At 73.2% G+C, this 25,906-nt stretch carries 25 protein-coding genes; 13 read left to right on the top strand and 12 right to left on the bottom strand.

Annotated elements, in window-relative coordinates; genetic code table 11:
* Positions 1 to 13: 13 nt before the first annotated feature.
* On the bottom strand, positions 14 to 901 hold the full coding sequence (locus PYR72_RS42425) for a helix-turn-helix transcriptional regulator (protein ID WP_275460226.1): 888 nt from the start codon (positions 899 to 901) through the stop codon (positions 14 to 16).
* Positions 902 to 1,022: 121 nt separating this feature from the next.
* Here PYR72_RS42425 and PYR72_RS42420 point away from each other — a divergent pair, with 121 nt between their 5' ends.
* The 3 genes from PYR72_RS42420 (at position 1,023) to PYR72_RS42410 (ending at position 3,509) form a co-directional block, all read left to right on the top strand.
* On the top strand, positions 1,023 to 2,045 hold the full coding sequence (locus PYR72_RS42420) for a zinc-dependent alcohol dehydrogenase family protein (RefSeq protein WP_275460668.1): 1,023 nt from the start codon (positions 1,023 to 1,025) through the stop codon (positions 2,043 to 2,045).
* A gap of 43 nt (positions 2,046 to 2,088) precedes the next feature.
* Entirely contained in the window at positions 2,089 to 2,856 is a 768-nt protein-coding gene (locus PYR72_RS42415) for a glucose 1-dehydrogenase (protein ID WP_275460225.1), read from the top strand.
* 278 nt (positions 2,857 to 3,134) lie between these two features.
* Positions 3,135 to 3,509 (top strand): GtrA family protein, encoded by a 375-nt coding sequence (locus tag PYR72_RS42410; protein ID WP_275460667.1) that lies wholly within the window; start codon positions 3,135 to 3,137, stop codon positions 3,507 to 3,509.
* A 6-nt stretch (positions 3,510 to 3,515) separates the two neighbouring features.
* Here the strand turns inward: PYR72_RS42410 and PYR72_RS42405 are convergent, their stop codons facing one another.
* Positions 3,516 to 4,760 carry an ROK family protein gene (locus PYR72_RS42405; protein WP_275460224.1) on the bottom strand — a complete coding sequence of 415 codons (1,245 nt, stop codon included), beginning with the start codon at positions 4,758 to 4,760 and terminating at the stop codon, positions 3,516 to 3,518.
* 55 nt (positions 4,761 to 4,815) lie between these two features.
* Positions 4,816 to 5,544 (bottom strand): alpha-ketoglutarate-dependent dioxygenase AlkB, encoded by a 729-nt coding sequence (locus PYR72_RS42400; RefSeq protein WP_275460223.1) that lies wholly within the window; start codon positions 5,542 to 5,544, stop codon positions 4,816 to 4,818.
* A 69-nt stretch (positions 5,545 to 5,613) separates the two neighbouring features.
* On the opposite strand from PYR72_RS42400, the gene PYR72_RS42395 reads away from it, so the two are divergent.
* Complete coding sequence (locus PYR72_RS42395; RefSeq protein WP_275460222.1) at positions 5,614 to 6,774, top strand: methyltransferase; 1,161 nt, start codon at positions 5,614 to 5,616, stop codon at positions 6,772 to 6,774.
* Here PYR72_RS42395 and PYR72_RS42390 read toward each other — a convergent pair.
* The 3 genes from PYR72_RS42390 to PYR72_RS42380 are packed head-to-tail and all read right to left on the bottom strand — an operon-like array spanning position 6,761 to position 9,414.
* Complete coding sequence (locus tag PYR72_RS42390) at positions 6,761 to 7,558, bottom strand: helix-turn-helix transcriptional regulator (protein ID WP_275460221.1); 798 nt, start codon at positions 7,556 to 7,558, stop codon at positions 6,761 to 6,763. The genes PYR72_RS42395 and PYR72_RS42390 overlap by 14 nt on opposite strands.
* Before the next feature lie 53 nt (positions 7,559 to 7,611).
* Positions 7,612 to 8,493 carry a class II fructose-bisphosphate aldolase gene (locus tag PYR72_RS42385; protein WP_275460220.1) on the bottom strand — a complete coding sequence of 294 codons (882 nt, stop codon included), beginning with the start codon at positions 8,491 to 8,493 and terminating at the stop codon, positions 7,612 to 7,614.
* A 30-nt stretch (positions 8,494 to 8,523) separates the two neighbouring features.
* Complete coding sequence (locus tag PYR72_RS42380) at positions 8,524 to 9,414, bottom strand: SIS domain-containing protein (RefSeq protein WP_275460219.1); 891 nt, start codon at positions 9,412 to 9,414, stop codon at positions 8,524 to 8,526.
* Positions 9,415 to 9,525: 111 nt separating this feature from the next.
* On the opposite strand from PYR72_RS42380, the gene PYR72_RS42375 reads away from it, so the two are divergent.
* Positions 9,526 to 10,308, top strand: coding sequence for a DeoR/GlpR family DNA-binding transcription regulator (locus PYR72_RS42375; protein WP_275460218.1), 783 nt, complete (start codon positions 9,526 to 9,528; stop codon positions 10,306 to 10,308).
* A 55-nt stretch (positions 10,309 to 10,363) separates the two neighbouring features.
* Here the strand turns inward: PYR72_RS42375 and PYR72_RS42370 are convergent, their stop codons facing one another.
* The gene (locus PYR72_RS42370; RefSeq protein ID WP_275460217.1) at positions 10,364 to 11,320 is read right to left on the bottom strand and encodes a hypothetical protein; all 957 of its coding nucleotides are present in this window, start codon (positions 11,318 to 11,320) and stop codon (positions 10,364 to 10,366) included.
* A gap of 212 nt (positions 11,321 to 11,532) precedes the next feature.
* Between PYR72_RS42370 and PYR72_RS42365 the strand changes: the two genes are divergently transcribed.
* The 5 genes from PYR72_RS42365 to PYR72_RS42345 all read left to right on the top strand — a co-directional run bounded on the left by PYR72_RS42365 (position 11,533) and on the right by PYR72_RS42345 (position 16,748).
* On the top strand, positions 11,533 to 12,804 hold the full coding sequence (locus PYR72_RS42365) for an IS30 family transposase (protein ID WP_275456303.1): 1,272 nt from the start codon (positions 11,533 to 11,535) through the stop codon (positions 12,802 to 12,804).
* Positions 12,805 to 13,670: 866 nt separating this feature from the next.
* Positions 13,671 to 14,906 carry an MFS transporter gene (locus PYR72_RS42360; RefSeq protein ID WP_275460216.1) on the top strand — a complete coding sequence of 412 codons (1,236 nt, stop codon included), beginning with the start codon at positions 13,671 to 13,673 and terminating at the stop codon, positions 14,904 to 14,906.
* A 179-nt stretch (positions 14,907 to 15,085) separates the two neighbouring features.
* On the top strand, positions 15,086 to 15,277 hold the full coding sequence (tgmA, locus tag PYR72_RS42355; protein WP_013005676.1) for a putative ATP-grasp-modified RiPP: 192 nt from the start codon (positions 15,086 to 15,088) through the stop codon (positions 15,275 to 15,277).
* A gap of 16 nt (positions 15,278 to 15,293) precedes the next feature.
* Positions 15,294 to 16,277, top strand: coding sequence for an ATP-grasp ribosomal peptide maturase (gene tgmB, locus PYR72_RS42350; RefSeq protein WP_275460215.1), 984 nt, complete (start codon positions 15,294 to 15,296; stop codon positions 16,275 to 16,277).
* 147 nt (positions 16,278 to 16,424) lie between these two features.
* Complete coding sequence (locus PYR72_RS42345) at positions 16,425 to 16,748, top strand: DUF6332 family protein (RefSeq protein ID WP_275460214.1); 324 nt, start codon at positions 16,425 to 16,427, stop codon at positions 16,746 to 16,748.
* Positions 16,749 to 16,915: 167 nt separating this feature from the next.
* Here the strand turns inward: PYR72_RS42345 and PYR72_RS42340 are convergent, their stop codons facing one another.
* Positions 16,916 to 17,614, bottom strand: coding sequence for a TetR/AcrR family transcriptional regulator (locus PYR72_RS42340; RefSeq protein WP_275460213.1), 699 nt, complete (start codon positions 17,612 to 17,614; stop codon positions 16,916 to 16,918).
* Positions 17,615 to 17,933: 319 nt separating this feature from the next.
* Here PYR72_RS42340 and PYR72_RS42335 point away from each other — a divergent pair, with 319 nt between their 5' ends.
* Positions 17,934 to 18,386 carry a nitroreductase family deazaflavin-dependent oxidoreductase gene (locus PYR72_RS42335; RefSeq protein WP_275460212.1) on the top strand — a complete coding sequence of 151 codons (453 nt, stop codon included), beginning with the start codon at positions 17,934 to 17,936 and terminating at the stop codon, positions 18,384 to 18,386.
* A gap of 55 nt (positions 18,387 to 18,441) precedes the next feature.
* Here the strand turns inward: PYR72_RS42335 and PYR72_RS42330 are convergent, their stop codons facing one another.
* Entirely contained in the window at positions 18,442 to 19,647 is a 1,206-nt protein-coding gene (locus tag PYR72_RS42330) for a geranylgeranyl reductase family protein (RefSeq protein ID WP_275460211.1), read from the bottom strand.
* A 182-nt stretch (positions 19,648 to 19,829) separates the two neighbouring features.
* Here PYR72_RS42330 and PYR72_RS42325 point away from each other — a divergent pair, with 182 nt between their 5' ends.
* Entirely contained in the window at positions 19,830 to 21,185 is a 1,356-nt protein-coding gene (locus PYR72_RS42325; protein ID WP_275460210.1) for a dipeptidase, read from the top strand.
* A 119-nt stretch (positions 21,186 to 21,304) separates the two neighbouring features.
* Here PYR72_RS42325 and PYR72_RS42320 read toward each other — a convergent pair whose 3' ends face one another.
* The 3 genes from PYR72_RS42320 to PYR72_RS42310 all read right to left on the bottom strand — a co-directional run bounded on the left by PYR72_RS42320 (position 21,305) and on the right by PYR72_RS42310 (position 24,567).
* Positions 21,305 to 22,342: an NUDIX hydrolase gene (locus tag PYR72_RS42320; RefSeq protein ID WP_275460209.1), complete on the bottom strand. Its 1,038-nt coding sequence runs from the start codon at positions 22,340 to 22,342 to the stop codon at positions 21,305 to 21,307.
* A gap of 223 nt (positions 22,343 to 22,565) precedes the next feature.
* Positions 22,566 to 22,811 (bottom strand): hypothetical protein, encoded by a 246-nt coding sequence (locus tag PYR72_RS42315; RefSeq protein WP_275460208.1) that lies wholly within the window; start codon positions 22,809 to 22,811, stop codon positions 22,566 to 22,568.
* 799 nt (positions 22,812 to 23,610) lie between these two features.
* Positions 23,611 to 24,567: an ROK family protein gene (locus PYR72_RS42310; RefSeq protein ID WP_275460207.1), complete on the bottom strand. Its 957-nt coding sequence runs from the start codon at positions 24,565 to 24,567 to the stop codon at positions 23,611 to 23,613.
* A gap of 288 nt (positions 24,568 to 24,855) precedes the next feature.
* On the opposite strand from PYR72_RS42310, the gene PYR72_RS42305 reads away from it, so the two are divergent.
* Positions 24,856 to 25,905, top strand: a complete 1,050-nt coding sequence (locus PYR72_RS42305; RefSeq protein WP_275460206.1) for a LacI family DNA-binding transcriptional regulator — start codon at positions 24,856 to 24,858, stop codon at positions 25,903 to 25,905.
* Position 25,906: the final 1 nt, after the last annotated feature.

The raw sequence follows: 25,906 nt of genomic DNA, 5'->3' as shown, positions 1-25,906 counted from the left end.
GGCCGACGGCAGGCTAGGAGCGGGGGTGACGTGCCTCGTCCTCGACGGTCCCCCGCTGCTTCCGCGTCCCGGCCCAGGTCGCCAGGAGGGTGAGGCCGTCGGCGCTGGGGGTGCCGGGGTCCGCGGTGTAGGTGGTGATGGAGACGTACGGGTCGCCGGGCAGCGCGAAGTCGTCGTACGAGAGTTCCATCCTGCCGACGGCCGGATGGTGGACGGTCTTGCGGCCGCGTGAGTGGCGGCGGACGTCGTGCCTGGCCCAGCGGGTGCTGAAATCGGTGCTGCGGGCCGCGAGCTCGCCGACGAGGGCGGTCACCTGTCGGTCCAGCGGGTCGCGTCCGGCGGTCGCGCGCAGTACCGCGACCAGCAGGTTCTTCGCCTCTTCGAGGTCGTCGTAGAACGCCTCGGCGCGCGGGTCGAGGAACACGTACCTGGCGATGTTCGGCGGTTGCTCGGCCATGGTGAACAGGTCGGCGTACAGGGCGCGGCCGAGTTCGTTGGCCGCGAGGATGTCCACCCGGCCGTTCTGCACCATGGCGGGCACGCTCATGGAGTCGAGGACCTGCTGCACCGACGCGGTGACGGGTGAGGCGCGCCGGGGGCGCTTGCGGGGCGAGCCGGGTCCGACGGCGCGTGCGAGGTCGTACAGGTGGGTGCGCTCGTCGTCGTCCAGTTGCAGCGCACGGGCGATCGCGTCGAGGACGCTGTCGGAGGCGCCGCCCAGCTGACCGCGCTCCAGGCGGATGTAGTACTCGACACTGAGGCCGGCCAGCATCGCGACCTCCTCGCGGCGCAGTCCCTCGACCCGGCGGTTGCCTCCCACGAAGGGCAGACCGGCCCGCTCGGGCGTGATGCGCGCCCGGCGGCTCATGAGGAAGCCCCGGATCTCCTGCTGAAACTCCATGGTTTCCAGGCTAGGCCGCCTGTTCCCGGCATGGGGGTCCCTGAGAGTGCCTGGCAGGGGTCCGCGAGGCGGGAGACGGTGGGTGAGCACCCCTGAGAATCTCTGCAAAGGAATGCCGCAAGTGCGTGGAGCTGTCATACATGCCCCGGGCGATGTCCGGGTGGAAGAGCGCGAGAACCCCACGATCGTCGCGCCGACGGACGCGGTCATCCGCGTGTCGGCCGCCTGTGTGTGCGGCTCGGACCTGTGGCCGTACCGCGGGATCGAGCCCGTGACGCGGCCGACCCCGATCGGGCACGAGTACGTCGGCGTCGTCACCGAGATCGGCGACGAGGTCGAGAACATCAAGATCGGCGACTTCGTCGTCGGGTCGTTCATGGCCTCGGACAACACCTGCGAGATCTGTGAGGCCGGGTACCAGTCACGGTGCGCGCACGTCGAGTTCGTCGGCGCCGGCGGGGCCCAGGCGGAGTACCTGCGGGTGCCGTTGGCCGACGGCACGCTCGTCGCCACCCCCGGGATGCCCGACGAGGACCTGATCCCGTCGCTGCTGGCCGCCTCCGACGTGCTGGGGACGGGCTGGTTCGGGGCGGTGGCCGCCGAGGCCGGGCCGGGCAAGACCGTGGTCGTGGTCGGCGACGGGGCCGTCGGCCTGCTCGCGGTCCTGGCCGCCAAGCGGCTGGGCGCGGAGCGGATCATCGCGATGTCACGGCACGCCTCGCGGCAGAAGCTCGCCCGCGAGTTCGGCGCGACCGACGTCGTCGAGGAGCGCGGCGACGAAGGGGTGGCCAGGATCAAGGAGCTGACCGGCGGATACGGCGCGCACAGCGTGATCGAGGCCGTCGGCACCCAGGAATCGATGATGCAGGCCATCCGCTCCACCCGTCCCGGCGGACACGTGGGCTACGTCGGCGTGGCCCACGGGGTGGAGCTGCCCGGCGAGGAACTCTTCTTCGCCGGGGTGCACCTGCACGGCGGGCCCGCCCCGGTGCGCCGCTTCCTGCCCGAGCTGATCCGGCTCATCTGGGACCGCGAGATCGACCCGGGCAAGGTCTTCGACCTGACCCTCCCGCTCGACCAGGCCGCCGAGGGGTACCGGGCGATGGACGAACGCCGCGCCGTCAAGACCCTGCTGAAGCCCTGACCCGGCCCCACCCCCCACTCATCGGAATCGACGGGAGAACACCATGAACCCCACGTACGACTTCTCCGGGCAGGTGGCCTTCGTCACCGGCGCCGCCTCCGGCATGGGCCTGGCCGCCGCCCGCGCCTTCGCCGACTCCGGCGCCGCCGTGGTGCTGGCCGACCGTGATCCCGACGCCGTCCACAAGGCGGCCGAGGAGATCACCGGCCGCGGTGGGCGGGCGATCGGCGTCGTCTGCGACGTCACCGACGAACAGCAGGCGGAAGCGGCGGTGCGGCGCGCGGTGACGGAGTACGGCCGGCTGGACATGGCGTTCAACAACGCCGGCATCCAGGTGGACCCTTCCGACGCAGCCGACGAGACGGCCGAGAACTTCGACCGGGTCAACGCCGTCAACCTGCGCGGCGTCTGGGCGGCGATGAAGCACGAACTGCGGCAGATGCGCGAGCAGGGCAGCGGCGCCGTCGTCAACTGCTCGTCCCTGGGCGGGCTCGTCGGCCTGCCCGAGCGCGCCGCCTACCACGCCTCCAAGCACGGCGTCATCGGCCTGACCCGCAGCGCCGCGGTCGAGTACGCGCCCCGGGGCGTCCGCATCAACGCCGTGTGCCCCGGCGTCATCGACACCCCGATGGTCGCCGACATGGTCGAGAACCAGGCCGAGGCCATGGCGGCGATCATGAAGGAGCAGCCCATCGGCCGGCTGGGGCGGGCGGACGAGGTCGCGGCCGCCGTCCTGTGGCTGTGCAGCCCCGGCGCGAGCTTCGTCGTCGGAACGGCCCTCCCCGTCGACGGGGGTTTCACCGTCCACTGACGCGGCGCGGGGCGTGGAGCGTGGGCGCCGTACCCGTCGGCGGCGTGGCGACGCCGGGTTGTGTCACCATCGTCGTGTCCGTCACCGCCCTCGCCGGGGTACCGGGTGAGGGCGACCGATGGGGAGCAGACGGAGGAACACACGGCGTGCGGCACGACCAGGGACCTCATACGCCGATGCGCACGGCGACACCGACACGGCCGTTCCCCGGGCCCGGGGAACCGCCCGAGGTCCAGGCCCGGCAAGGGTCCCGGGCGCACGCGACCCCGGACCGCCGCATCCCGGGCCAGATCGTCAGCTTCGCCCTGGTCGGGGTGGTCAACACGGCGGTCTACTACGGCCTTTACCTGCTGTTCCTCCACTGGATGCCCTACCTGGGCGCGCATGTTCTCGCCTTCGCCCTGAGCATGACGGGCTCGTTCTTCCTGAACGCGAGGTTCACCTACCGCACCCGCCCGACCCTGCGGAAGTTCCTGCTCTTCCCGCTGACGAACGCCACCAACTTCCTGCTGACGACGACGGGTGTCTACGTGATCGTCGACGTCCTGCACGCGGGCAACCGCTTCGCTCCCCTGCTCGCGTCGGGGGCTGCCGTCCCGGTGACGTTCGTCGTCTCCCGTTCGATCATGCTGCGGGGTACGGGCACCCGCTGAGCGGCGTCAGACCAACGCGCCCAGCGGATCGTCGAGCACCGGCTGCCACGCCAACTCGGCCGCGCCGACCAGGCTGTTGTGGTCCAGGGTGCACGCGAGGATCGGCGGCACCCCGCTCTGCCGTCCCCACAGGCTGCGGTCGGCGACGACGGCACGCAGCCGGTCGGGGTCGGCGTCGAGCAGGGCGCGGTGCATGCCGCCGAGGATGATGCGGTCGGGGTTGAGGATGTTGACCAGGCCGGCGATGCCCAGGCCGAGGCGGTCGATGATGGCCTCGGTGGCCGTGCGCACACCCGGGTCGTCGTACTGGGTGCGGATCAGGTCGTTGGCCTGCTGCAGCAGGGAGCCGTCGGGGCCTGGGTCGCGGCCGACGGCCGTGAGCAGGGCCCGCGGGTCGGCCTCGACGTCGAGGCAGCCGCGGCTGCCGCAGTGGCAGGGGCGGCCCTCGGGGTTGACGGTGAGGTGTCCGACTTCGAGGGCGAGGCCCGAACTGCCCGTGTGCAGACGGCCGTCGAGGACGAGCGCACCGCCGACGCCCCGGTGCCCGGTCGCCACGCACAGCAGTTCCCGGGAGCCCCGTCCGGCGCCGTGCCGGTGTTCGGCGAGGGCGGCGAGGTTGACGTCGTTCGCCGCGAAGGCGGGCCCCTCGATGCCGGCCGCGCGGACCCGTTCGGCGAAGATCTCCCGGACGGGCGCCCCCGCCGGCCAGGCCAGGTGCAGCGGGTTCAGCGCCAGTCCCGCCGGTTCGGCGACCGCGGACGGCACGGCGAGGCCCGCGCCCACGCACCGCCGGCCCGTCTCGCGCAGCAGCGCGGCGCCCGCGTCGACGACCGAGCCGAGCACCTTCGCCGGATCGGCGTCGACGATCTCGCAGGCGGGTGCGGTGGTGACGATCCGTCCGCCCAGGCCGACCAGGGCGACCCGCCAGCCGTCGGCGTGGATCTGGGCGGCGAGGGCGACGGGCCCCTCCTCGGCGACCTCCAGGCGGTGCGAGGGTCTGCCCTGCGAACCGGCGGCCGCGCCCGGGTGCGCGTCGACGCGGATCAGACCGAGCGCCTCCAGTTCGGCGGCGACGGCGCCCGCCGTGGCCCGGGTGACCCCCAGTTCGGCGGTGAGCACGGCCCGGGTGGGCGCCCGCCCGGTGTGCACCAGCTCCAGTGCCGGACCGAGCGCGCCCCTCCCCCGGTCCAGCCGCGTACGTGTCGTCGGTGTCCCTTCGCCCGCCGCCTTGGGGGCCGCCTTCCCGTCCATGAGGGGGAGTCTCCCATGATCCGCTCGGCGTCGGCCTCCCGCCCGGCGCCGCGCCTCAGGCGTCGTCGAAGCCACCGGCCCGCAGGGTGATGCTGAGCCGGCCGGTGAGGCCCAGTCCGGGCGGCGCGGTTCCCGCGTACACCCGGGGCACCCCGTGGTACGCCCGCCGCGCCTCCCCGCCGAACACGAAGAGGTCCCCGCTGCGCAGCTCCACGTCCGTGTAGGGCCGGGTCCGGGTCCGCGGGTTGCCGAAGCGGAAGAGGCAGGTGTCGCCGAGGCTCAGCGACACCACCGGCGCGTCCGACGGCTCGTCGCTGTCGCGGTGCATGCCCATGCGGGCGTCGGCGTCGTAGTAGTTGATCAGTGCGATGTCGTACGGGTCCGTCGCCCACCCCGGGCCGAGGGTGTCCGCCACCGCGCGCCGGCCCAGTTCGCCGAGCCAGGCCGGGAAGGGCTTCACGGGCGCGCCGTCGCCGTCGACGACCGTGCGGGAGTAGGCGTACGGGTAGGTGTGGCGGCCGGGGCAGGCGGGGTTGTCGCGTACGGCGCGGCCGCAGGCGGGGCATGCCGGTACGATGCCCCAGTGCCGGCCGAGGCAGACCTGCCGGGCGGTCATGGTGCCGCCGCCCGGGGTGCGGACCGTGCGGAGCCCGGCGGGCGGCCGGGCCCATGCGCGGCAGGCGTCCAGGAGGCGCCGCTGCTGTCCGGCGTCCAGCCGGTCCGGGACGTGGACCGCGCCGGGCACGATCTCCGTGCGGTCGCGGGGGAACAGCTCGGCGTTCATCGTGCCATCGTCCCGCACGGCCGCTCGGGGAGGAGTCCCGAGCCGCGGCTCGGTTAGCCTGGGCGCACGATGAGCGACCGTATGACCGCGCCCTGGGGCGAGTACACCCTGACGCGCTTCCCCGAGGACCCCCGTGACCTGTTGCGCGCCTGGGACGCGTCCGACGCGTATCTGCTGCGCCATCTCGCGGAGAGCGGGACGCGGCTGGACGGGACGGTGGTGATCGTCGGGGACCGCTGGGGTGCGCTGACGACCGCGCTGGCCGGGTACGGGCCGACGCAGATCACCGACTCGTTCCTGAGCCGGGAGGCGACGCGGGCGAACCTGGAGCGCGGCGGCGTCGAGCCGGACGCCGTACGCCTGCTCACCACCCGGGACACGCCCCCGGACCGCGTCGACGTGCTGCTCGTCCGGATCCCCAAGAGCCTCGCGCTCCTGGAGGACCAGCTGCACCGCCTCGCGCCCGCCGTGCACGAGGGCACGGTCGTGATCGGCACCGGCATGGTCAAGGAGATCCACACCTCCACGCTCCGGCTCTTCGAGCGGATCCTGGGCCCGACCCGGACCTCACTGGCCCGGCAGAAGGCGCGGCTCGTCCTCTGCACGCCGGACGCGGACGTGCTGGCGGCCCGGGGTGACGATCCGTGGCCGTACACCTATCGACTGCCGGACGACATCGGCGTGTTGGCCGGGCGGACGGTCGTCAACCACGCGGGGGTGTTCTGCGCGGACCGTCTCGACATCGGCACCCGGTTCTTCCTGCGGCAGCTGCCGAAGGCCCCGGCCGGCGGCCGGGTCGTCGACCTGGGCTGCGGCAACGGCGTGGTGGGCACGGCCGTCGCGCTGGCCGGTCCGGAGGCGGAGGTGGTGTTCGTCGACGAGTCGTACCAGGCGGTGGCCTCGGCGCGGGCGACGTACGAGGCGAACCTGCCCGGCGCCGACGCCGGGGCCGAGTTCCTGGTCGGCGACGGGCTGGAGGACTTCCCGCCGGGGAGTGTCGATCTGGTCCTCAACAACCCGCCGTTCCACTCCCATCAGGCCACGACCGACGCCACGGCCCGGCGGATGTTCACCGGGGCGCGGCGGGCGTTGCGGCCGGGCGGGGAGCTCTGGGTGGTCGGCAATCGTCATCTGGGCCATCACGTGACGTTGCGGCGGATCTTCGGCAACAGTGAAGTCGTCGCGAGCGACCCCAAGTTCGTGGTGTTGAGGGCGGTCAGGGCGGGCTGATCGGTTCCGTGCGCTGCGGGGCGCCCCGCAGCGCACGGGGTGAGGCGCCCAGCTCCCGGCGGCAGGCCTTGTTGAATGCCTGGAGGTCGGGGATGCCCACGGAGGCGGCCACGGCGGGGATGGAGAGGGTCGTGGCGCGCAGCAGATGGTGGGCGCGTTCGAGTCTCCGGCGGCGGATGTAGGCGACGACCGTGCCACCGGTCTCGGCGTGGAACAGCCGGGTCAGGTGGTTGTGGGAGACGCCGGCCGCCCGGGCCACCTCCGGGACGGTGAGCGGCGCCGCCAGCCGGGCCTCGATGTGGGCGATGGCGGCGGTCACCGCCGGGTGCGGGCCGGGGCCCGCGGCGGCGGGCGGCGCCAGCGTGGCGACGCGCCACAGGGCGGTCCAGATCTCGGCCCGGGTGCGGTCGGGCTCGCTCGGGGCGGCCGCCACGGCCCGCAGCAACAGCCCGGTGAGCGTGGGGAGTTCGGGTCCGGCGTCCTGGACGACCGGTACCGTGCGGGGCGGGCCGGCCGGGGTGATCCGCAGATGGGCGAAGAGGTGTTCGGAGCGGCCCCGGTAGCGGTAGCGGACCGTGGTGCCGGGCGGCACGAGGCTGACCCGGCCGGGGCGGATGTGGTGGACGGTGCCGTCGACGGTCAGTTCGCCCTCGTACCGGTAGAGGTGCAGCTGCCACAGCTCCGGCAGCCGGAACACGTCCGTGGGGCTCGCGACGCCGTGCACGCCGACCCCGGTGAGGGCGACGACCGGTGGCTCACCGAGGTGGATCTCCGTCTCCCGCATGACCGGAAAATACCAGTGACGGGCGTCACATTCCGCCCCTGCGGCCGCGCATCCTAGGCGGAGGGAACGGTGGGAGCCGGCAGTTCCGCGCGCAGGACGCCGATGAGGCGGGTCACCGTGTCGGCCATCGCCGACCGGCCCGCCGCGAGGTACCGGCGCGGGTCCACCACGTCGGGGCCGGCGTCGAGGAACTCCCGGATGGCGCCGGTCAGGGCGATGTTGAGCGCGGTGCCGATGTTGACCTTGGCGATGCCTCCCGCGACGGCCCTGCGCAGCTCGTCGTCCGGGACGCCGGAGGAACCGTGCAGGACGAGGGGGACGTCCAGGGCGCCGGCCAGCCGCCGCAGCAGGGCGTGGTCGAGGGCCGCGGTGCGGGTGGTCATCGCGTGCGCGCTGCCGATGGCGACGGCGAGCGCGTCCACGCCCGAGTCGGCCACGAAGGCCCGCGCCTCCTCGGGGTCGGTCCGGGCCCCCGGCGCGTGCGCGTCGAGCGGCCGCTCGCCGTTCTTGCCGCCCACCTGACCCAACTCCGCCTCGATCCACAGCCCTTGGGCGTGTGCCCAGCGCACGGCGGCGTGGGTCGCGGCCAGGTTGTCCAGGTACGGCAGATGCGAGGCGTCGTACATCACGGAGCTGAAGCCGGCGTCCGCGGCCCGGCTCAGCAGGTCGTCGCTGCGCACGTGGTCGAGGTGGAGCGCGACGGGCACGGCCGCCCGCTCGGCGGCGGCGGACGCGGCGCGGGCCAGCGGGAGCGGGTCGCCGTCGTGGAACCCGACCGCGTTCTCGCTCACCTGGAGGACGACGGGTGCGGCGGCGTTCTCGGCGCCCGCGAGGACCGCTTCGACGTGCTCCAGGGTGATGACGTTGAACGACGCCACCGCGGCGTGCGCGGCGGCGGCCCCGGTGATCAGTGCTGCGGTCGTCGTGAGGGGCACGGCTCCTCCTGTTTTCAGCTCTTCAGCTCTTCAGCGGTCGTTCGGGGTGAGGATCACCGAGCGCGTGAGATGGCGCGGCCGGTCGGGGTCGAGGCCGCGGGCGGCGGCCACGGCGACGGCGAGCCGCTGGGCGCGGACGAGTTCGGCGAGCGGATCGAGTCCGCCGGGCACCCAGGTCGCGCCGGTCGCCCGTACCTCGTCGGCGAGCCCGTGCGGTGCCTCGCCGAACATCCAGGTCGCGGTGGACCGGGTGGTGACGCTGATCGGGCCGTGCCGGTACTCCATCGCCGGGTACGCCTCGCTCCACGCCAGTGCGGCCTCGCGCATCTTCAGCGCGGCCTCGTGGGCGAGGCCCACGGTCCAGCCCCGGCCCAGGAAGGTGAACTGGGTGCCGCCGACGAGCCCTTCGGGCAGCGGCGCCCGGAGCGCGGTGCGGGCGTCGGCGACGGCGTCCTCGGTGTGCAGACCGAAGTGGGCGCGCAGCAGGGTGAGCGCGGTGGTGGCGAAACGGGTCTGGACGACGGACTTCTCGTCGGCGAAGCCCAGGACGACGACGTCGTCCGCGGCGGCCGTCACAGGGGTGGCCGGGTCGGCGGTGATCGCCGTCGTACGGGTACGGCCCCGCAGCGCGCCCAGGAGGTCCAGCACCTCGGTGGTGGTACCGGAGCGGGTGAGGGCGACGACCCGGTCGTAGGTCCGCAGCCGGGGGAACTCCGAGGCCGCGTAGGCGTCCGTCTCCCCGTGTCCGGCCCCTTCACGCAGTGCCGCGGCGGCCTGGGCCATGAAGTACGACGTGCCGCAGCCGACGAGCGCCACCCGCTCCCCCGGCGCGGACAGGACTCCGGCGTGCTCCACCGCCTCGGCGGCGACGCGGGCCCAGCACGCGGGCTGGCTGTTCAGCTCGTCCTCGACGTGGGTCATGCGGTCACCCTCCCCAGGAGACATCGGATTCATGCTTGTTCCTGCACGATAGAGTCTTTTTTCGAGCATCTTCAAGCATCATGCGCAAACGGACCAGCAGGAGGAGACCCCATGTCCCGCGACACACGCTGGCGGACGCTGCTGGAACTGCTCGCCGAGCGGGGGCGGCTGGACGTCGAGGAGGCGGCCGCCGCGCTGGGGGTGTCCGCCGCGACGATCCGGCGCGACCTCGACCGGCTCGCGGAGCAGCAGATGCTCGTCCGCACCCGGGGCGGAGCGGTCGTGCACGGCGTCTCGTACGAGTTGCCGCTCCGCTACAAGACGGCGCGTCGGGCCACCGAGAAGCAGCGGATCGCGGCGGCGGTGGCGGACCTCGTGGCCCCCGGCGAGGCGGTGGGCCTGACCGGCGGCACGACCACGACCGAGGTCGCGCGGGCCCTGGCGGTACGAGGGGATCTGACGTCCGGGACTCCCGCGCTGACCGTGGTGACCAACGCGCTCAACATCGCGAGCGAGCTGGCCGTGCGGCCCCAGTTCAAGATCGTGGTGACGGGCGGGGTGGCCCGCGCCCAGTCCTACGAGCTAGTCGGCCCGCTCGCCGACGGGGTGCTCGACCGGATCACCCTGGACGTGGCCGTCCTCGGCGTGGTCGCCCTGGACGTGGTCCATGGCGCCGCCGCTCACGACGAGGCGGAGGCAGCGGTCAACCGGCTGCTGTGCGAGCGGGCCGAGCGGGTGGTCGTGGCGGCCGACTCCAGCAAGCTGGGGCGGCGGGCCTTCGCCCGGATCTGCGGGACCGACTCGGTGAACACGCTGGTCACGGACGCGGCGGCGGCACCGGAGACGGTTCGGCGCTTCGAGGAGGCGGGCGTGCGGGTGGTCGTCGCCCGATGAGACCGGGGCGCGTCGGGGCCGTCAGCATCGATGAGACCGGGGCGCGGTGAGGCCGTCAGTGCGCGTGGTCGGCCGTGGGCTTCTCGGGCTGCGTCGGTGCCGCGGCTCCGCCGGCACCGACCGTGAAGGCCACCGTGTGGACCTCGCCCTCGTGCTTGAAGTCGAGGAAGAGGCGGTAGGTGCCGGCACTGGGGGCGGTGGCGGTGAAGGAGATGCGGGGACCGGGCCGGGTCCGTCCGTCGCCGGGCTCGCCGTTCGGGTGGACGTGCAGGTAGGCGAGGTCGCCCGAGCGCAGGGCGACCAGATGGCCGTACGCGCCGAGGTAGGGCTGGAGGTCGGTGACGGGCCGGCCGTCGCGGGTGACCTTGAGGGTGAGTTCGCTCGCGGCGCCCGGGCGCAGGCCGCCGTCCAGCTCGACCTCGTAACCGTCGGCCTCCGCGGTGGCGTTCGGTGCCGGGAGCTTGCGCGGCTCGTACGTGCCCGAGGCCGCGAGGTCGGCGCCGAGGGTGAGGTTCTCGGCACCCTTCCCGGCCGGCGTGAAGTCGGCGAACACCCGGTAGCCGCCGGCCTCGGGCAGCTCGACGGGGGTGCTCCAGGTGCCGTCGGCCGCGCGGGCGGGGTGCAGATGGCGGTAGGTGACCAGATCGCGCGAGGCGACGATGAGGTGGAGTTCCTTGTCGTGCTCGCGCTGGTACGCGGTGACGGCACGGCCGTCCTCGTCCCGGATGACGAAGCGCAGGTCGGAGCGGTGGCCGGCGGTGACACCCGGGGTCCGCAGGTCGAGGGTGTAGCCGCCTTCGGAGAGCTGGAGTCCGCCGGGCGGGGTGGTCTCGTGGCCGCCGTCGCCGTGCCCGGGATCCGGTGACTCCTCGACATGGCTGTCGTGGCGCGCGGGCTCGTTCTCCGCGGCGCCGGAGACGACGGGTTCGATGCCCTTGCCCACGCCGTAGGCGGTGCCGAACGTGGCGGCCAACGCGGCGGCGAACGCGGTGATCCTGAGTCCGGTGTTCATGGCCGTCTCCTTCGGTGTGCGGGTTCTGTCACCACGGCCCACCATACCCCTGGGGGGTATGCAGTCAAGTCGTGCGAGCGACTCGCCACGCGCTCCCCGCGCCGGACCTGACCCTGCCGACCACACACCTCGCCGACGGCACCGACGAGGCGGGGCCCCGGCGGCCGCCCGGGTTCTAGTGGTCGTCGCAACACCCCAGTTCAAGGGGTGCGATGGACTTCGAGGTTCGTGAGGAACGGGGCAACTACGGCGCCAAGCCTCTGGTCCGGGAGCGGGAGGAATACCTTCGGCTTGTGGATCTTGGGATAAGCAACACGGAAGCCTGCCGGATCGTCGGCATCAACCGCCGCACCGGCACACGATGGCGTTACGGCCGGCAGGCATCCGGGAAGAAGAGGGCGTACGCGCCCATCGCCGACACCGGGATTCCGTGGGAGCCCCATGAGGTGCCTGCCCGATCGGCGGCAGAGCCCGAAGCGGCTGGCCCGTCCCGGTACCTGGGCGAGGCCGAGCGCATCCACCTCGCCGACCGGCTGCGGGAGAAGGCGTCCATCCGCACGATCGCGGCCGAGCTGGGCCGCAGCCCCTCCACCATCAGCCGGGAGATACGCCGCAACCGGCGGCCCATGCCCAGGGGCGGCTGGGCCTACCAGCCATTCCACGCCCACCGTCGCGCCGAACGGCGACGCCCCCGTCCCAAGCCCGGCAAGATCGGGCAGAACCCCGAGCTGCGGGACTTCATCCAGGACCACCTCACCAAACGGTGGAGTCCGGAGCAGATCTGCCACGCTCTGCGCAGGCGCTTTCCCGACCGGCCGGAGATGCACGTGGTCCACGAGACGATCTACCAGGCCCTCTACGTCCAGAGCCGCGGTGAGCTGAAGCGGGAACTGACACGAGCCCTGCGGACCGGACGCGCCATGCGACGGCCCCGCCGTCAGGCTGCGAGCCGCAGGCAGCGGTTCCCGCACCCGATGGTCATGATCAGCGAACGGCCCGCCGAAGCCGCCGACCGCGCCGTTCCCGGCCACTGGGAAGGCGACCTCATCATCGGCGCCAACACCCGCTCCGCCATCGCCACCCTGGTCGAACGCAGCACCCGCTACCTGATGCTCCTCCACCTTCCCCACGGCCACAGCGCCGCCGCCGTCCGCACCGCGCTGGTCGACACCGTCCAGACCCTCCCACCCCACCTGAAACGATCTCTGACCTGGGACCAGGGCACGGAGATGGCCTACCACCACAACTTCACCGTCACCACCGACGTCCCGGTCTACTTCTGCGACCCGGCCAGCCCCTGGCAACGCGGCTCCAACGAGAACACCAACGGCCTGCTGAGGCAGTACTTCCCCAAGGGCACCGACCTGTCCGTCCACACCCGCGAGGACCTGGACGCCGTCGCCGCCGAACTCAACAGCCGCCCACGCAAAACGCTCGGCTGGGAAACCCCAGCCGAGCGTCTGTCTAAACTGCTCGCGGCTTGATCAACTCACCGCGGTGTTGCAACGACCCCTGGAATTCGCCCCGGCGGGGCCCCGGCGGCCGACGGGGCCCGTCGGCAACACACCTCGGGGCGCCCGGTCGCCGGTGCCGCCTCCTCGGCGGGCGGCGCTCACGCGGCTCGACGCCGACCCACCGCCCGCGCCGGAGGACGTCACGCACGCGCCCTGCGCGCCCGGCCTCGCGTCCCGTCGGGTCCGGGCTGCCGAACCGTGGCGACCGCCGGGCCGCCACCCCCATTACCCCTGTCTTTGGAGAGGCAACTCCTGGCGACTGGCGGCGTTCTGAGCCGAGGGAGAATCAACCGCCCAGCTGAATACGGTCAGTTGCCTTCCGGTTACCGGCGACGGGTTAGCGAAAGGCCCGTCGAGACCCCGAGGAAAGCGATTCGGCAGGGTGCGGCCCCGTGCAGTGGAAAGGACGTCGAATTCCGGGTTCGATCCACCGCCGCGGCCCCGCACGGGACGCGACCCCTTTGCCGTCGGCCCTCTTTCGCCCGCCCAGCGCCCGGCGCCGCGCATTGCTCTCGTCCGGACCCGCGAATTCCGTACTGCCGGCGAACGGGGAGGTCACCGTCGGTGAGCGGCCGGGGGTGGGATACTCACGGCGACGGGGCCGGTCACGACGCCCTTCGCGGGTGCGCGCCCCGCTTCACGGCTCGCCGCCGACCGGGCCGGTCACCGACGACGATCCCCCCGGGGCCCCTACACCGCCCTCCCCAGCACCCCCGTACCGGTCTCCCAGCCGCCCCCACGCACGGCAGCGCCACCCGCCGGACCTTGCCCCGGCCCCGGCTCCCGCCTAGCCTCATTTTGTGCCGCGAATAAACAAAATCCGAACGCACGGTGCCGTGCCGGGCCAGGACAGCGGCCTCGCGCGAGCCGGCAACCTCCGCGCCCTCCGCATCGCGATCACCGCCTTCTTCGCCCTTGACGGCTTCGTCTTCGCCGGCTGGGTGGTCAGGATCCCCGCGATCAAGGAGCAGACCGGCGCGTCGCCCGGCGCGCTGGGGCTCGCGCTGCTCGGCGTGTCCGCCGGAGCCGTGATCACGATGATGCTGACCGGCCGGCTCTGCCGCCGCTTCGGCAGCCACCCGGTGACGGTCGTCTGTGCCGTTCTGCTGTCCCTGAGCGTGGCCCTGCCCCCGCTCACCCACTCGGCACCCGCCCTGGGCGCGGTACTGCTGGTGTTCGGCGCGGCCTTCGGCGGCATCAACGTCGCCTTCAACAGCGCGGCCGTGGATCTGGTGGCCGCGCTGGGGCGCCCCGTCATGCCCGGTTTCCACGCGGCGTTCAGCCTCGGCGGCATGGTCGGGGCAGGTCTCGGCAGCCTGGTCGCGGGCTCCTTGTCCCCCACCCGTCACCTGGTCGGCATCGCCCTGGCGGGCCTGCTGGTCACCGCCCTGGCCGCGCCCACCCTGCTGCGCCACGAGCCTCCGGCGCCACGGGCCCGCCCCTTGGAGGAGGGCGCCCGGGAGTCCGGACGGCACGACGCGCCCGGCGCGGACCATCACGGCGGCCGTACGCGCGGCCCGGTCGTCGTCCTCGGCCTGATCGCCGGGTGCACGGCGTACGGCGAGGGGGCACTGGCGGACTGGGGTGCCCTGCACCTGGAGGCGGACCTGGGTGCCTCACCGGGCGTCGCGGCGCTCGGTTACTCGTGTTTCGCGCTGGCCATGACGATCGGCCGACTCACCGGGACGCCCCTGCTCGAACGCCTGGGCAGGACCACGGTGCTCGTGGCCGGTGGCGCGACCGCGACGGTCGGCATGCTGCTCGGCTCCCTCGCACCCTCCTCGTGGGCGGCCCTGCTCGGCTTCGCCGTCACCGGCCTGGGCCTCGCCAACATCTTCCCCGTCGCCATCGAGCGCGCCGGCGCGCTGGCCGGCCCCGGCGGGGTCGCCACGGCCTCCACGCTCGGCTACCTCGGCATGCTCCTCGGCCCGCCCGCGATCGGATTCATGGCCGAATGGCGCTCCCTCCCCGTCGCGCTCACGAGCGTCGCGGTACTGGCCGGGTTCGCCTCCGCCATCGCGTTCACCACCCGCCACTCGACCACGAAAGCCCGCCACCCGACCGCGAAATGACCACTCACCGTTGCCCGGTGACGCCTCGCGGTGCATGAAGTCAGCCCTCCGAGAACATGAGGCAACCATTCAGTCGTTCGATTCGTATAACTCCCTGGAGGCACTGCGACCCGGCCGAACAGAGAGCGGCCGGAGCGTCACCATCCGCTTTTCCGGATGGTCCCGAACAAGGAGAAACGATGCGACTGTTCGTGCTCAACTACGCTCGCGCCGCTGAGCAGTTGGAGTTCAGCGCTCCGTACACCTACGACTCCGGGCTGCAGTTGAACGTGCTCGCCGACGGGCGGATAGCGGCACACGACCAGGGTCTTATGCGGGAATTGGGGGCGACCACCTCCACGGCGGGATCGAAGACCCATTTCGACGACTGAACGCGGATTCGCGACGATGACGGTGTTGATCCTCACCTCTGAACAGGACGTGACCGCGGACCTGGTGGTGGCCCGGCTCAACGGGACCGGCGTACCGGTGGTCCGGCTCGACCCCGCCGACCTGCCCGGCACGGTGGCGCTCTCCGGCGAGTACGTCCACGGCTCGTTCCACGGCCATCTGTCCGCCGGCGGGCGCCTGGTGAGCATGGACGGGCTGCGGTCCATCTGGCTGCGCAGGCCCGGCGTCCCGGCCACCGGGGTCGCCGAGCCGTCCCCGTGGCTCACCGAGGAGTCCTCGCAGGCCCTGTACGGCATGCTGCGCGGCACGGGCGCCCGCTGGATGAACGACCCGGACGCGGCCCGCCGAGCGAGGCACAAGCCGTGGCAGCTCCGGCATGCCCAGCGCTGCGGACTCCCCGTACCGGCCACACTGATCACCACGTTCCCGCAGGCCGCCCGGGACTTCGCCGAGCGCTTCCCGGACCTGGTGGTGAAGCCGGTCTCCGGCACCCATCCGCGGGAGCCCGTCGGCACCGTCCCCACCAGCCGCGTCGCGCCCGGCACCGACTTCACCGCCGTCGCGTTCGGCCCGACACTGCTGCAGCGGCGCATCGCCAAGACCGCCGACATCCGGCTCACCGTCGTCGGCGACCGCATGCTGGCCGCCCGCAAGGCCGTGGCCCCGGACGCACACCCCGACGAGGTGGACGTCCGCTTCGCCCCCTCCACCGCGCCCTGGCGGCCGGCCGAGGTACCGGAGCGCACCGCCACGGCCGTCCGCACCTATCTCCGCGATGCCGAACTCTCCTACGGGGCCTTCGACTTCGCGGAGGACGCGGACGGCATCTGGTGGTTCCTGGAGTGCAACCAGTCCGGCCAGTTCGGGTTCGTGGAGATGGACACCGGCCAGCCGATCGCGCACAGCGTCGCCGAGTGGCTGGCACACGAGGAACCGGGGGCGGGAGCCCACCGCGACGACCGGATCCGGACGACCTCCTGAAGTCCCTGCTGTTCCCGGCATCTCTGACGGCTCGTCCGTGCGTGGACGTGCCCTCCCGGGGCCGGGGCGGGCGCGGCGCGCGGATCCGGGGGCGGCGGACGCGTACGCCGCCTTGTCCGCCGCGCCCGCCGCCCCCACACTCGGGCCATGGGGAGACGAACGCAGGCCGAACGGGACGCGATGACCATGGAGATGCTCTTCGCGCTCTTCGCGGGGGCGGTCCTGGCGGGCGCGGCCTATTTCGGCGTCACGGCGTTCCTGCCGAACGTCTTCGGCTCACTGCGCGACCAGGAGGGTCTGACCGGCCCCCTCGCCCTGGCCGTCACCGTCGTGGTGTTCATCGTGGTCGTCTCGATCGTCCTGACACGCTTCCGGCGCGCCACGCGCCTGCGTCGGCAGGCCGCCGGACCTCCCGGCGGACACCGCACCCCTCGGCCCGACCGGCCCGGCCGCACCAGCCCCGACTCCTAGGCCAGGACGACGAGTGGAGCACGGACGACGAGTGGAGCACGGACGACGAGTGGAGGACGGACGACGAGTGGAGGACGGACGACGAGTGGAGGACGGACGACGAGTCGGGCGCCGTCACGGGCGCCCCGCTCCACCATCGTGAGGGACACACCGGGCGACCGCAGCCCTCACCCCTGGGGGAACACCAGGCCGACGTGGTGGGCGAGTTGGCCTGCCGCGTGACGGAAGAACACCTCCCGGTCCTCGACCACCCGGTTGAACTGCCCGAACACCTCGAAGCTGATCAGGCCGAACAGCTGCGCCCACGCCCCGACTAGCACCGCGATGACCTCCGGCGGCAGGTCGGGGGCGTACTCCTCGGCGATCCGCCGCGCCTCGGGACGCAGCTCGGGGGGCAGCTTCCACTGAGCCACACCCTTGGCCTGGTAGGCGTCCCGCACGATCCGGATCAGCAGCTGTCCGACCCGGGAGGCGGCTGGAAGAGTCGCGTCGGGGGCCTGGTAGCCGGGCACGGGCGAACCGAAGATCAACGCGTACTCGTGGGGCCGTGCCAGCGCCCACTCCCGCACCCCCTCGCACACCGCGACCCACTGCCCGGCCGGGCTCTCCCCGGCGGCACGGGCGTGTGCGGCCTCGGCGGCCTCGCCCACGGAGTCGAAGGCGTCGATGATCAGGGCGGTGAGCAGTTCGTCGCGGCTGGGGAAGTAGCGGTAGAGGGCGGAGGAGACCATGCCGAGTTCGCGCGCCACGGCTCGCAGCGACAGCTTGGCGGCGCCCTCGGCGGCGAGCTGTCTGCGCGCCTCGTCCTTGATCGCGGCGGTGACCTCGATCCGGGCGCGGGCACGGGCTCCCTGTGCAGTGCTCATATGAGGCAGTGTGCCACATGGTCGGAGCACTGCACCCGTTTCGGAGCACCGCTCTGGTCCGAGACCGCCGCTCTCGCATGAGAACGCCGCTCACAACTCGGAGCGCCAAAACAAATCGAGATCAGTGCTCTTGCTTTGGAGCACCGATCTCGTGCACACTGCTCTCAAGCGAGAGCAGTGCTCTCCAAAGCGCCCGCCCCATCCCAGTTCCCGCCCCACCCCCAGTCCCAGCCCACGGCTCCCAGTCCCAGCCCACGGCCCTCAGCCCGCGGCCGCTGGCCTCGGCCCCGCCGCCACCCCACCACCACGGGAGGACCCCATGTCGTCGTCGAGCCACTACATCAGGACCAACCCCTTCGACCGCGCACTCAACGGCTTCGTCGGCTGGCTCGCCCGCCGCGGCGTCAGCCTCCTCGGCACGGCCGAGCTCTCCGTGCGCGGCCGCAAGAGCGGCGAGTGGCGCCGACTGCCGGTCAACCCGTTGCCGTACGAGGGCGGCCCCTACCTGGTCTCGGCGCGCGGTCACTCCGAGTGGGTGCGCAACATGCGGGCGGCCGGCGGCGGGCGGCTCCAGGTGGGCCGCCGCGTGCAGGAGTTCACGGCGGTCGAGCTGACCGACGAGGAGAAGCCCGTCGTCCTGCGCACCTACCTCAAGAAGTGGGGCTGGGAGGTGGGCCGGTTCTTCGGCGACGTCAGCGCCGACTCCACCGACGAGGAGCTGCTCGCCGCCGCGCCGAAGCACCCCGTCTTCCGGATCACCGTGCAGCGGTGACCGGGCGGGGTGCCGGCGGGCGGGCGCGGAGGGCCGAACACCGGCCCCCACGGCCCTACTTGTCGAACGCCGTCAGCGCGCGCTGGGCGATCGGGCGGTTGCGGACGATCTCGCCCAGGGAGGTCGACCCGCGGGTGATGTCGACGAAGGCCCGCCAGGCGGGCCGGAACCCGGTCAGTGCCGCGTGGAAGAGACCCGGCCGCCGCTCGAAGGCGGCCAGCAGCCGCTTGCCGACGCTCATCTCGACACCGAGGCCCGCCTTCACGGCGAACGCGTAGTTGAGGGCCTGGCGGCGGGTGTCGACCGCGTCGTGCGCCTCGGCGATCCGCACCGCCCACTCCCCCGCGAGCCGGCCCGACCGCAGCGCGAAGGAGATGCCCTCCCGCGTCCACGGCTCCAGCAGCCCGGCCGCGTCCCCGCAGACCAGCACCCGGCCGCGCGAGAGCGGCGAGTCGTCCGCACGGCAGCGCGTCAAGTGCCCCGAGGACACGCTCGGTTCGAAGCCGGCGAGGCCGAGGCGCCCGATGAAGTCCTCCAGGTACCGCTTGGTGGCGGCGCCTTCACCGCGCGCGGAGATCACGCCGACGGTCAGGGTGTCGCCCTTGGGGAACACCCACCCGTAACTGCCGGGCATGGGGCCCCAGTCGATGAGGACGCGCCCCTTCCAGTCCTCGGCGACCGTCTCCGGCACGGGGATCTCCGCCTCCAGGCCGAGGTCGACCTGTTCGAGCTTGACCCCCACATGCGCCCCTATCCGGCTGGCGCTGCCGTCCGCCCCGACGACGGCCCGCGCGAACAGCGTCTCCCCGCCCTGGAGCACCACCGCGACCGTCCGCCGGTCCGGCACCGCCGAGCCGTGCTGCTCGACCCGGGTGACCGTGACGCCCGTCCGCAGCTCGGCGCCCGCCTTCTGGGCGTGCTCGACGAGTTGCTGGTCGAACTCGGGCCGGTTGATCAGGCCGAACAGCATCTGCTTGGACTTGCGGGTGCGGGCGTACCGTCCGTCGAGGGAGAAGGTGACCGCGTGCACCCGGTCCTTGAGGGGCAGGTCGAAGCCGGGCGGCAGCGCGTCGCGCGAAGGGCCGATGATGCCGCCGCCGCACGTCTTGTACCGCGGCAGCTCCGCCTTCTCCAGCAACAGGACGCTGCGTCCCGCGACCGCCGCCGCGTAGGCGGCCGAAGCCCCTGCGGGGCCCGCGCCCACCACGACGACGTCCCACACCCGCTGCACGTCGTCCGCCGAAGAGTTCTCGCTGCTCACGATGGTCTACTGCTCCCGATCCAGCCGCCTGCCGCACCTGTCCCACGCATCCTACGGCGGGTGACGCCGAGGACCGCTGTGGGAGGATCGGCAGCGCGTGCGCCCTACACCGACACTCCGGGCAAGCGCGTACGCAGCCACATGCCCACCAGGACAACGTCGCACCCACGAGGAGCGTGCCCATGCCGTCGAACCAGGTCGCCGAGACCGTCGCCTCGCTGATTCCCCGGGCGAAGGAGGAGCTCGCCGAACTGGTGGCCTTCAAGTCGGTGGCGGACTTCGACCAATACCCCCGCAGCGAGAGCGAGGGCGCCGCGAACTGGGTCGCCGACGCGCTGCGCGCCGAGGGGTTCCAGGACGTCGCGCTGCTCGACACCCCCGACGGCACCCAGTCCGTGTACGGGTTCCTGCCGGGACCCGAGGGCGCGAAGACCGTGCTGCTCTACGCCCACTACGACGTGCAGCCGCCGCTGGACGAGGCGGCCTGGGGGTCGCCGCCGTTCGAGCTGACCGAGCGCGACGGCCGCTGGTACGGGCGGGGCTCCGCCGACTGCAAGGGCGGTGTGATCATGCACCTGCTCGCACTGCGGGCGCTGAAGGCGAACGGCGGGGTGCCGGTCCACGTCAAGGTGATCGCCGAGGGCTCGGAGGAGATGGGCACGGGCGGACTCCAGCGGTACGCCGAGGCCCACCCCGAACTCCTCGCCGCCGACACCGTCGTCATCGGCGACGCGGGCAACTTCCGCGTCGGACTGCCGACGGTGACCACCTCCCTGCGCGGCATGATCGCCATGCGCGTCCGGATCGACACCCTCGAAGGCAACCTGCACTCGGGCCAGTTCGGCGGCGCGGCACCCGACGCGCTGGCCGCGCTGATCCGTGTCCTCGACTCGCTGCGCGCCGAGGACGGCACCACGACCGTCGACGGCCTCACGGGCGAGGGGACGTGGGACGGACTGCAGTACCCCGAGGAGCGGTTCCGCGAGGACGCCCGGGTGCTCGACGGCGTAGGACTCGTCGGCGACGGCACGATCGCCGACCGCGTCTGGGCGCGCCCGTCCGCCACCGTGCTCGGCATCGACGTACCGCCGGTGGTCGGCGCGACCCCGTCGATCCAGGCGAGCGCCCGCGCCCTGATCGGTCTGCGCGTCCCGCCGGGCGTCGACGTGCGGCAGGCCGTCAAGCTGCTGGAAGCGCACCTGGTGGCGCACACCCCGTGGGGCGCCCGCGTGGAATGCGAACCGATCGGCCAGGGCGAGGCGTTCCGCGCCGACACCGCCAGCCCCGCGTACGAGGCGATGGCCTCGGCCATGGCCGTCGCGTATCCGGGCCAGAAGATGCAGTACGCGGGGCACGGCGGCTCGATCCCCCTGTGCAACACCCTCGCCGCCCTCTACCCCGAGGCCGAGATCCTGCTCATCGGCCTCAGCGAGCCCGAGGCCCGAATCCACGCGGTCGACGAGAGCGTGTCCCCGCAGGAGCTGGAGCGGATGGCCGTGACGGAGGCGCTGTTCCTGCGCAACTACGCGGCGGGCTGAGGGCCGGGGGCCGGGGGGCCGCGCCCGTCAGGAGCGCGGTGATTGCCGCGTGATCCGCGCCGCGCCGGGGCGTCGCGCGGACGTCCGCGGCCGCGCTCCGGGCGGGCGGCGGCGGGCCGTCACACCGGCACACCGGCCTCCAGGTACAGCGCGGCGCCCCGCTCCCGCGCCCGCAGGGCCCACCGCAGCCGCTCGTAGCGCACCGGCGGCAGCAGTTCCGCGGCCTCGTCCTCGGTCACGAACCGCCAGCCGCGCAGCTCGGGGCCGGGCAGGACCGGCCGCTGCGCCCCGCTGACGTCGAGGCGGCCCCCGTCGAACAGCAGCCGCAGGCCGCCGTATCCGGGCGGGCGGGGCGCCTCCCAGTCCACCACCAGCAGCCGGGGCACCTCGTCCAGCCGTATCCCGGTCTCCTCCAGGACCTCACGCACTCCGGCGCGCGCCGGGGCCTCCCCGGACTCCACGACACCGCCGGGAAACTCCCAGCCGGCCTTGTAGGTCGGGTCGACCAGCAGGACCCGGTCGTCCTCGTCGAACAGCAGGACCCCCGCGGCGACCGTCTCGGCGGTCGGCTCGGGGGTCTGCACGATGTCGCACGCGGGTACGTGGTCGCCGGCCACGGCGTCGGCGATGCGCCGCGCGGTCTCGTACGGGGTGAGGGCGCCGGTGTCGACGAGATGGGCGTCCGCGGTGAGCCAGCCGCCGAGGGCCGCGCGGTAGGGCGCGATGTGGTCGTACGCCCATTGACGCAGCCGCATCTCGCCGTCGGGGAGGTCGGGCGGTATCTCCCGCCCGGCTATTCGCTCGCGCAGGATCGTTTCGGCCGGGGCCAGGAGCAGATGCCGTACGACGATGCGGCGGGACGCGAGGCCGCCGAAGATCTCGTCGCGGTACTCCTGGCGGAGCAGCGTCATGGGGACCACGAGGGTGCCGCCCAGCTCGGCGAGGAGGGCGGCGGCGGTGTCGACCACGAGCCGTCGCCAGCTGGGCAGATCCTGGAAGTCGCCGACCTCGGCGAGGCGTTTGGCCGGCAGCATGTGCGTCAGTGCGCCGCCGATGACCTCGGGGTCGAAGAGCGTGCTGTTCGGGATCAGTTCGATCAGTTCCCGTGCGGTGGTGGTCTTCCCCGCACCGAACGCACCGTTGATCCAGACGATCACGGTTCCCCCTCTTCTGTTGACCCCCTGAGGCTTGCCCTCCACCCCGCTACGGAAACCAGCCGCTGTCGAGGAGCCGAAAGTTGCGGAGCCGCGGAGCCGCCGAGACGGAGCCACGGACGACGACGGCGGGCCCCACCGAGTGGGGCCCGCCGGCCGCGATGCGAGGGGGGAGGCGGGGAACCGGCCACATGCACGGCCGTTTCCCCCGCTCTCCGTACGGGCGTCAGCCCTGCTTGCCGGCCTTGCCTCCCTGGTCCGCCAGGCCCCCCAGGGCACCCTTGTCGACCGCCAGGCTCTCGCTGGAGACCGTCTTGCCGACCTTGCCGAGGGTGCTCTCGACGTCCAGTTTGCTCAGACCGTCCGTCTTCCCGAGGGCGTCGGCGGCTTCGAGACCGTGCGACGGCGTGACGGCCGCGACGACGAAACCGGTGGCGAGGGAGGCGATGGCGAGCATGCTGCGCTTCTTCATGCCCTGCCCAACTGCGGAACGCCCCGCGGGGTCACGGTCGACTTTCGCCACCCGGCGCCGCCCGGACGCCGGCGCCAGTCCCGTCGACCCGTCCGGACGAACACCGCTGGCCCTGTCGGGGAGTCGCCCGCCCCGGCCCCGGCGAGACTCTGTCCGGCCGACGGCCCGTATCCCGGCGTACCTGTCCGGACCCCAGCCTCCACCCCGGCAGCCCAGTCCGGACAGCAGCCCCCCGTCCCTGCAGCTCCCTCCGGACCACAGCCACCACCCCGTCGCCCCCTCCGGACAACAGCCCTCATCCCGGCAGCTCCGTCCGGACCACGACCACCACCCCGTCGCCCCCTCCGGACAACAACCCCCTCCCAGCAGTCCCGTCCGGACAACAACCCCCATCCCGGCAGCCCCATCCGAACCACAGCCACCACCCCGTCGCCCCCTCCGAACAACAACCCCCATCCCAGCAGTCCCATCCGGACCACGGCCACCACGCCGGCAGCCCCTTACGGACCACAGCCCTCACCCCGGCAGCCCTGTCGGGACGACGGTGTGTGTGCCGGGGGCCTGTCCGGACCGCGGCCAGCACCCCAGTGACCCCGTCCGGACCACAGCCCTCATCCGCGGGCCCGTCGGTATGACAACCCCCGTCCCGACAGCCTCATCCGGACCACGACCGCCACTCCGGCGGGCAAGTCAGGACGACAGTCCCCATCCCCGCCACCCATCAGGACCACGGCCACGAGCCCAGCGGCCCCGTCCGGGCAGCGGCCACGAGCCCGACACCCCCGTCCGGCGACGGCCGCTATCCCAGCCGGCCCGCTCCCGCGCCCGGGCGCCCCGTCAGCGCCGCCGCGGCTGCTCCGACCAGGCCCGCGTCCGTGCCCATCACGGCGGGGGCGACGGTGAGGTGCTGGACGAAGGAGAGGGTGGCGTAGTCCTTCAGGGCGGCGCGGAGAGGGGCGAGGAGGACGTCGCCGGCGTTCGCGACACCGCCGCCGACGACCGCGATGTCGATCTCGACGAGCGTGGCGGTCGCGGCGATTCCCGCGGCGAGGGCCCGTGCGGCGCGCTCGAAGGACGCCACCGCGACCGGGTCGCCCGCCCGCGCGGCGGCGGCCACCGCGGCGGCCGAGGTGTCCCCGTCGGGGCCGGGCCGCCAGCCGCGCTCCAGGGCGCGGCGGGCGATGTTGGGCCCGCTCGCGATGCGCTCGACGCAGCCGTGGGAGCCGCACGGGCATGCCTCGCCGTCGAGGTCGACGCTGATGTGCCCGATGTGACCGGCGTTGCCGGTGGGACCGGCGTGCAGTCGTCCGCCGAGGACCAGGCCGCCGCCGACGCCGGTCGAGACGACCATGCACAGCGCGTTGTCGTGGCCGCGTGCCGCGCCCTGCCAGTGCTCGGCCGCCGTGATGGCGACACCGTCGCCGATCAGCTCCACGGGCAGTCCGCCGGTCGCCGCCCGGACCCGGTCGACGAGGGGGAAGCCGCGCCAGCCGTGGATGTTCACGGGGCTCACCGTGCCGGCCGAGGCGTCCACCGGCCCCGCGCTGCCGATCCCGAGGGCCGTCACGCCGCCCCACTGCGGCGCGGCCCTCAGCTCGCCGAGCACGTCCTCGACGGCCCGCATGACGGTGTCGCCGTCCTCCCGTGCGGGCGTCGGGCGCTGGGCGCGGACCACTATCCGGCCGTGGCCGTCCACCAGCGCCCCGGCGATCTTGGTGCCGCCGATGTCGAGCGCGGCCACGAGGTCGGTCTGCATCAGTGTCAGTTCTCCCGCTGCGAGTCTCCCGCCGGGCGCCCGGCAGAGCGGCGCCCGGATCTCCGGCCGGAAATCCGGCGGCACGACGCTCGCCTGGTGGGGGGCGCCGGCCGGAGAATGCGACAGACAGTCTCTCCCGGGCGTGACAACGTTGTCCAGGCTCTATGGTGTCCAGGCTCTATGCTCGACGGCACATCCTCAACAGCCGCACCACAGCGACAGCGCACCACCGATCACATCCGATCGCACCCGATCACACCCGTGGACGACAGGACAGGACCGCGCACTGTGCCCGAGACCGCCAACGGCTTCGCCCGCCGCCCCGAGAGCCGCTACGGCAACCGTCCCACGATGAAGGACGTCGCGGCCCGGGCCGGAGTGGGCCTGAAGACGGTCTCCCGGGTGGTGAACGGCGAGCCGGGCGTCACCCCCGACACCGAGCGCCGCGTCCAGGAGGCGATCGAGGCACTGGGCTTCCGGCGCAACGACAGCGCCCGGGTGCTGCGCAAGGGCCGTACGGCCAGCATCGGCCTGGTCCTGGAGGATCTCGCCGACCCCTTCTACGGCCCCCTCAGCCGGGCGGTGGAGGAGGTGTCCCGCGCTCATGGCTCGCTGCTGATCAACGGGTCCAGCGCCGAGGACCCGGACCGTGAGCAGGAGCTGGCGCTGGCGCTGTGCGCCCGCCGCGTGGACGGGCTCGTGATCATCCCGGCCGGTGACGACCACCGCTACCTGGAGCCCGAGATCAGGGCCGGTGTCGCCACGGTGTTCGTGGACCGTCCGGCGGGGCGCATCGACGCCGACGTCGTGCTGTCGGACAGCTTCGGCGGGGCCCGCGACGGCGTCGCCCACCTCCTCGCCCACGGACACCGCCGTATCGGTTTCATCGGCGACATGCCCCGGATCCACACCGCCGCCGAACGGCTGCGCGGGTATCGGGCGGCCATGGAGGACGCGGGCATACCGGTCGAGGACGGGTGGATGTCGCTGGGCGTCACCGATCCCGAGCGGGTCCGCAGGGCTGCCGAGGGGATGCTGTCCGGCCCGTCCCCCGTCACGGCCGTCTTCGCGGGCAACAACCGGGTGACGGTGACGGTCGTACGAGTCCTCGCCGAGCACCCGCGCCCGGTCGCCCTCGTCGGCTTCGACGACTTCGAGCTGGCCGATCTGCTCCGGCCGGGCATCACGGTCGTCGCCCAGGACCCCGCCCGGCTGGGCCGTACCGCCGCCGAGCGGCTGTTCCGGCAGCTGGACGGCTCTCTCGTCGCCCCGGAGCGCATCGAACTGCCGACCAGGCTGATCGCCCGCGGTTCGGGCGAACTCCCGCCCGCGGACTGAT

It is taken from the genome of Streptomyces sp. VNUA24 (assembly GCF_029167005.1).
GTDB lineage: Bacteria > Actinomycetota > Actinomycetes > Streptomycetales > Streptomycetaceae > Streptomyces > Streptomyces scabiei.
This window is presented reverse-complemented; position numbering and strand designations above follow the sequence as displayed.

Coding starts and splice junctions, on each gene's coding strand:
- tgmB (WP_275460215.1), top strand. CDS start 15,294: ATGACGGTGTTGATCCTCACCTCTGAACAGGACGTGACCGCGGACCTG.
- PYR72_RS42365 (WP_275456303.1), top strand. CDS start 11,533: ATGGACTTCGAGGTTCGTGAGGAACGGGGCAACTACGGCGCCAAGCCT.
- tgmA (WP_013005676.1), top strand. CDS start 15,086: ATGCGACTGTTCGTGCTCAACTACGCTCGCGCCGCTGAGCAGTTGGAG.
- PYR72_RS42315 (WP_275460208.1), bottom strand. CDS start 22,811: ATGAAGAAGCGCAGCATGCTCGCCATCGCCTCCCTCGCCACCGGTTTC.
- PYR72_RS42425 (WP_275460226.1), bottom strand. CDS start 901: ATGGAGTTTCAGCAGGAGATCCGGGGCTTCCTCATGAGCCGCCGGGCG.
- PYR72_RS42375 (WP_275460218.1), top strand. CDS start 9,526: ATGTCCCGCGACACACGCTGGCGGACGCTGCTGGAACTGCTCGCCGAG.
- PYR72_RS42405 (WP_275460224.1), bottom strand. CDS start 4,760: ATGGACGGGAAGGCGGCCCCCAAGGCGGCGGGCGAAGGGACACCGACG.
- PYR72_RS42395 (WP_275460222.1), top strand. CDS start 5,614: ATGAGCGACCGTATGACCGCGCCCTGGGGCGAGTACACCCTGACGCGC.
- PYR72_RS42310 (WP_275460207.1), bottom strand. CDS start 24,567: ATGCAGACCGACCTCGTGGCCGCGCTCGACATCGGCGGCACCAAGATC.
- PYR72_RS42325 (WP_275460210.1), top strand. CDS start 19,830: ATGCCGTCGAACCAGGTCGCCGAGACCGTCGCCTCGCTGATTCCCCGG.
- PYR72_RS42345 (WP_275460214.1), top strand. CDS start 16,425: ATGGGGAGACGAACGCAGGCCGAACGGGACGCGATGACCATGGAGATG.
- PYR72_RS42400 (WP_275460223.1), bottom strand. CDS start 5,544: ATGAACGCCGAGCTGTTCCCCCGCGACCGCACGGAGATCGTGCCCGGC.
- PYR72_RS42340 (WP_275460213.1), bottom strand. CDS start 17,614: ATGAGCACTGCACAGGGAGCCCGTGCCCGCGCCCGGATCGAGGTCACC.
- PYR72_RS42380 (WP_275460219.1), bottom strand. CDS start 9,414: ATGACCCACGTCGAGGACGAGCTGAACAGCCAGCCCGCGTGCTGGGCC.
- PYR72_RS42390 (WP_275460221.1), bottom strand. CDS start 7,558: ATGCGGGAGACGGAGATCCACCTCGGTGAGCCACCGGTCGTCGCCCTC.
- PYR72_RS42370 (WP_275460217.1), bottom strand. CDS start 11,320: ATGAACACCGGACTCAGGATCACCGCGTTCGCCGCCGCGTTGGCCGCC.
- PYR72_RS42415 (WP_275460225.1), top strand. CDS start 2,089: ATGAACCCCACGTACGACTTCTCCGGGCAGGTGGCCTTCGTCACCGGC.
- PYR72_RS42335 (WP_275460212.1), top strand. CDS start 17,934: ATGTCGTCGTCGAGCCACTACATCAGGACCAACCCCTTCGACCGCGCA.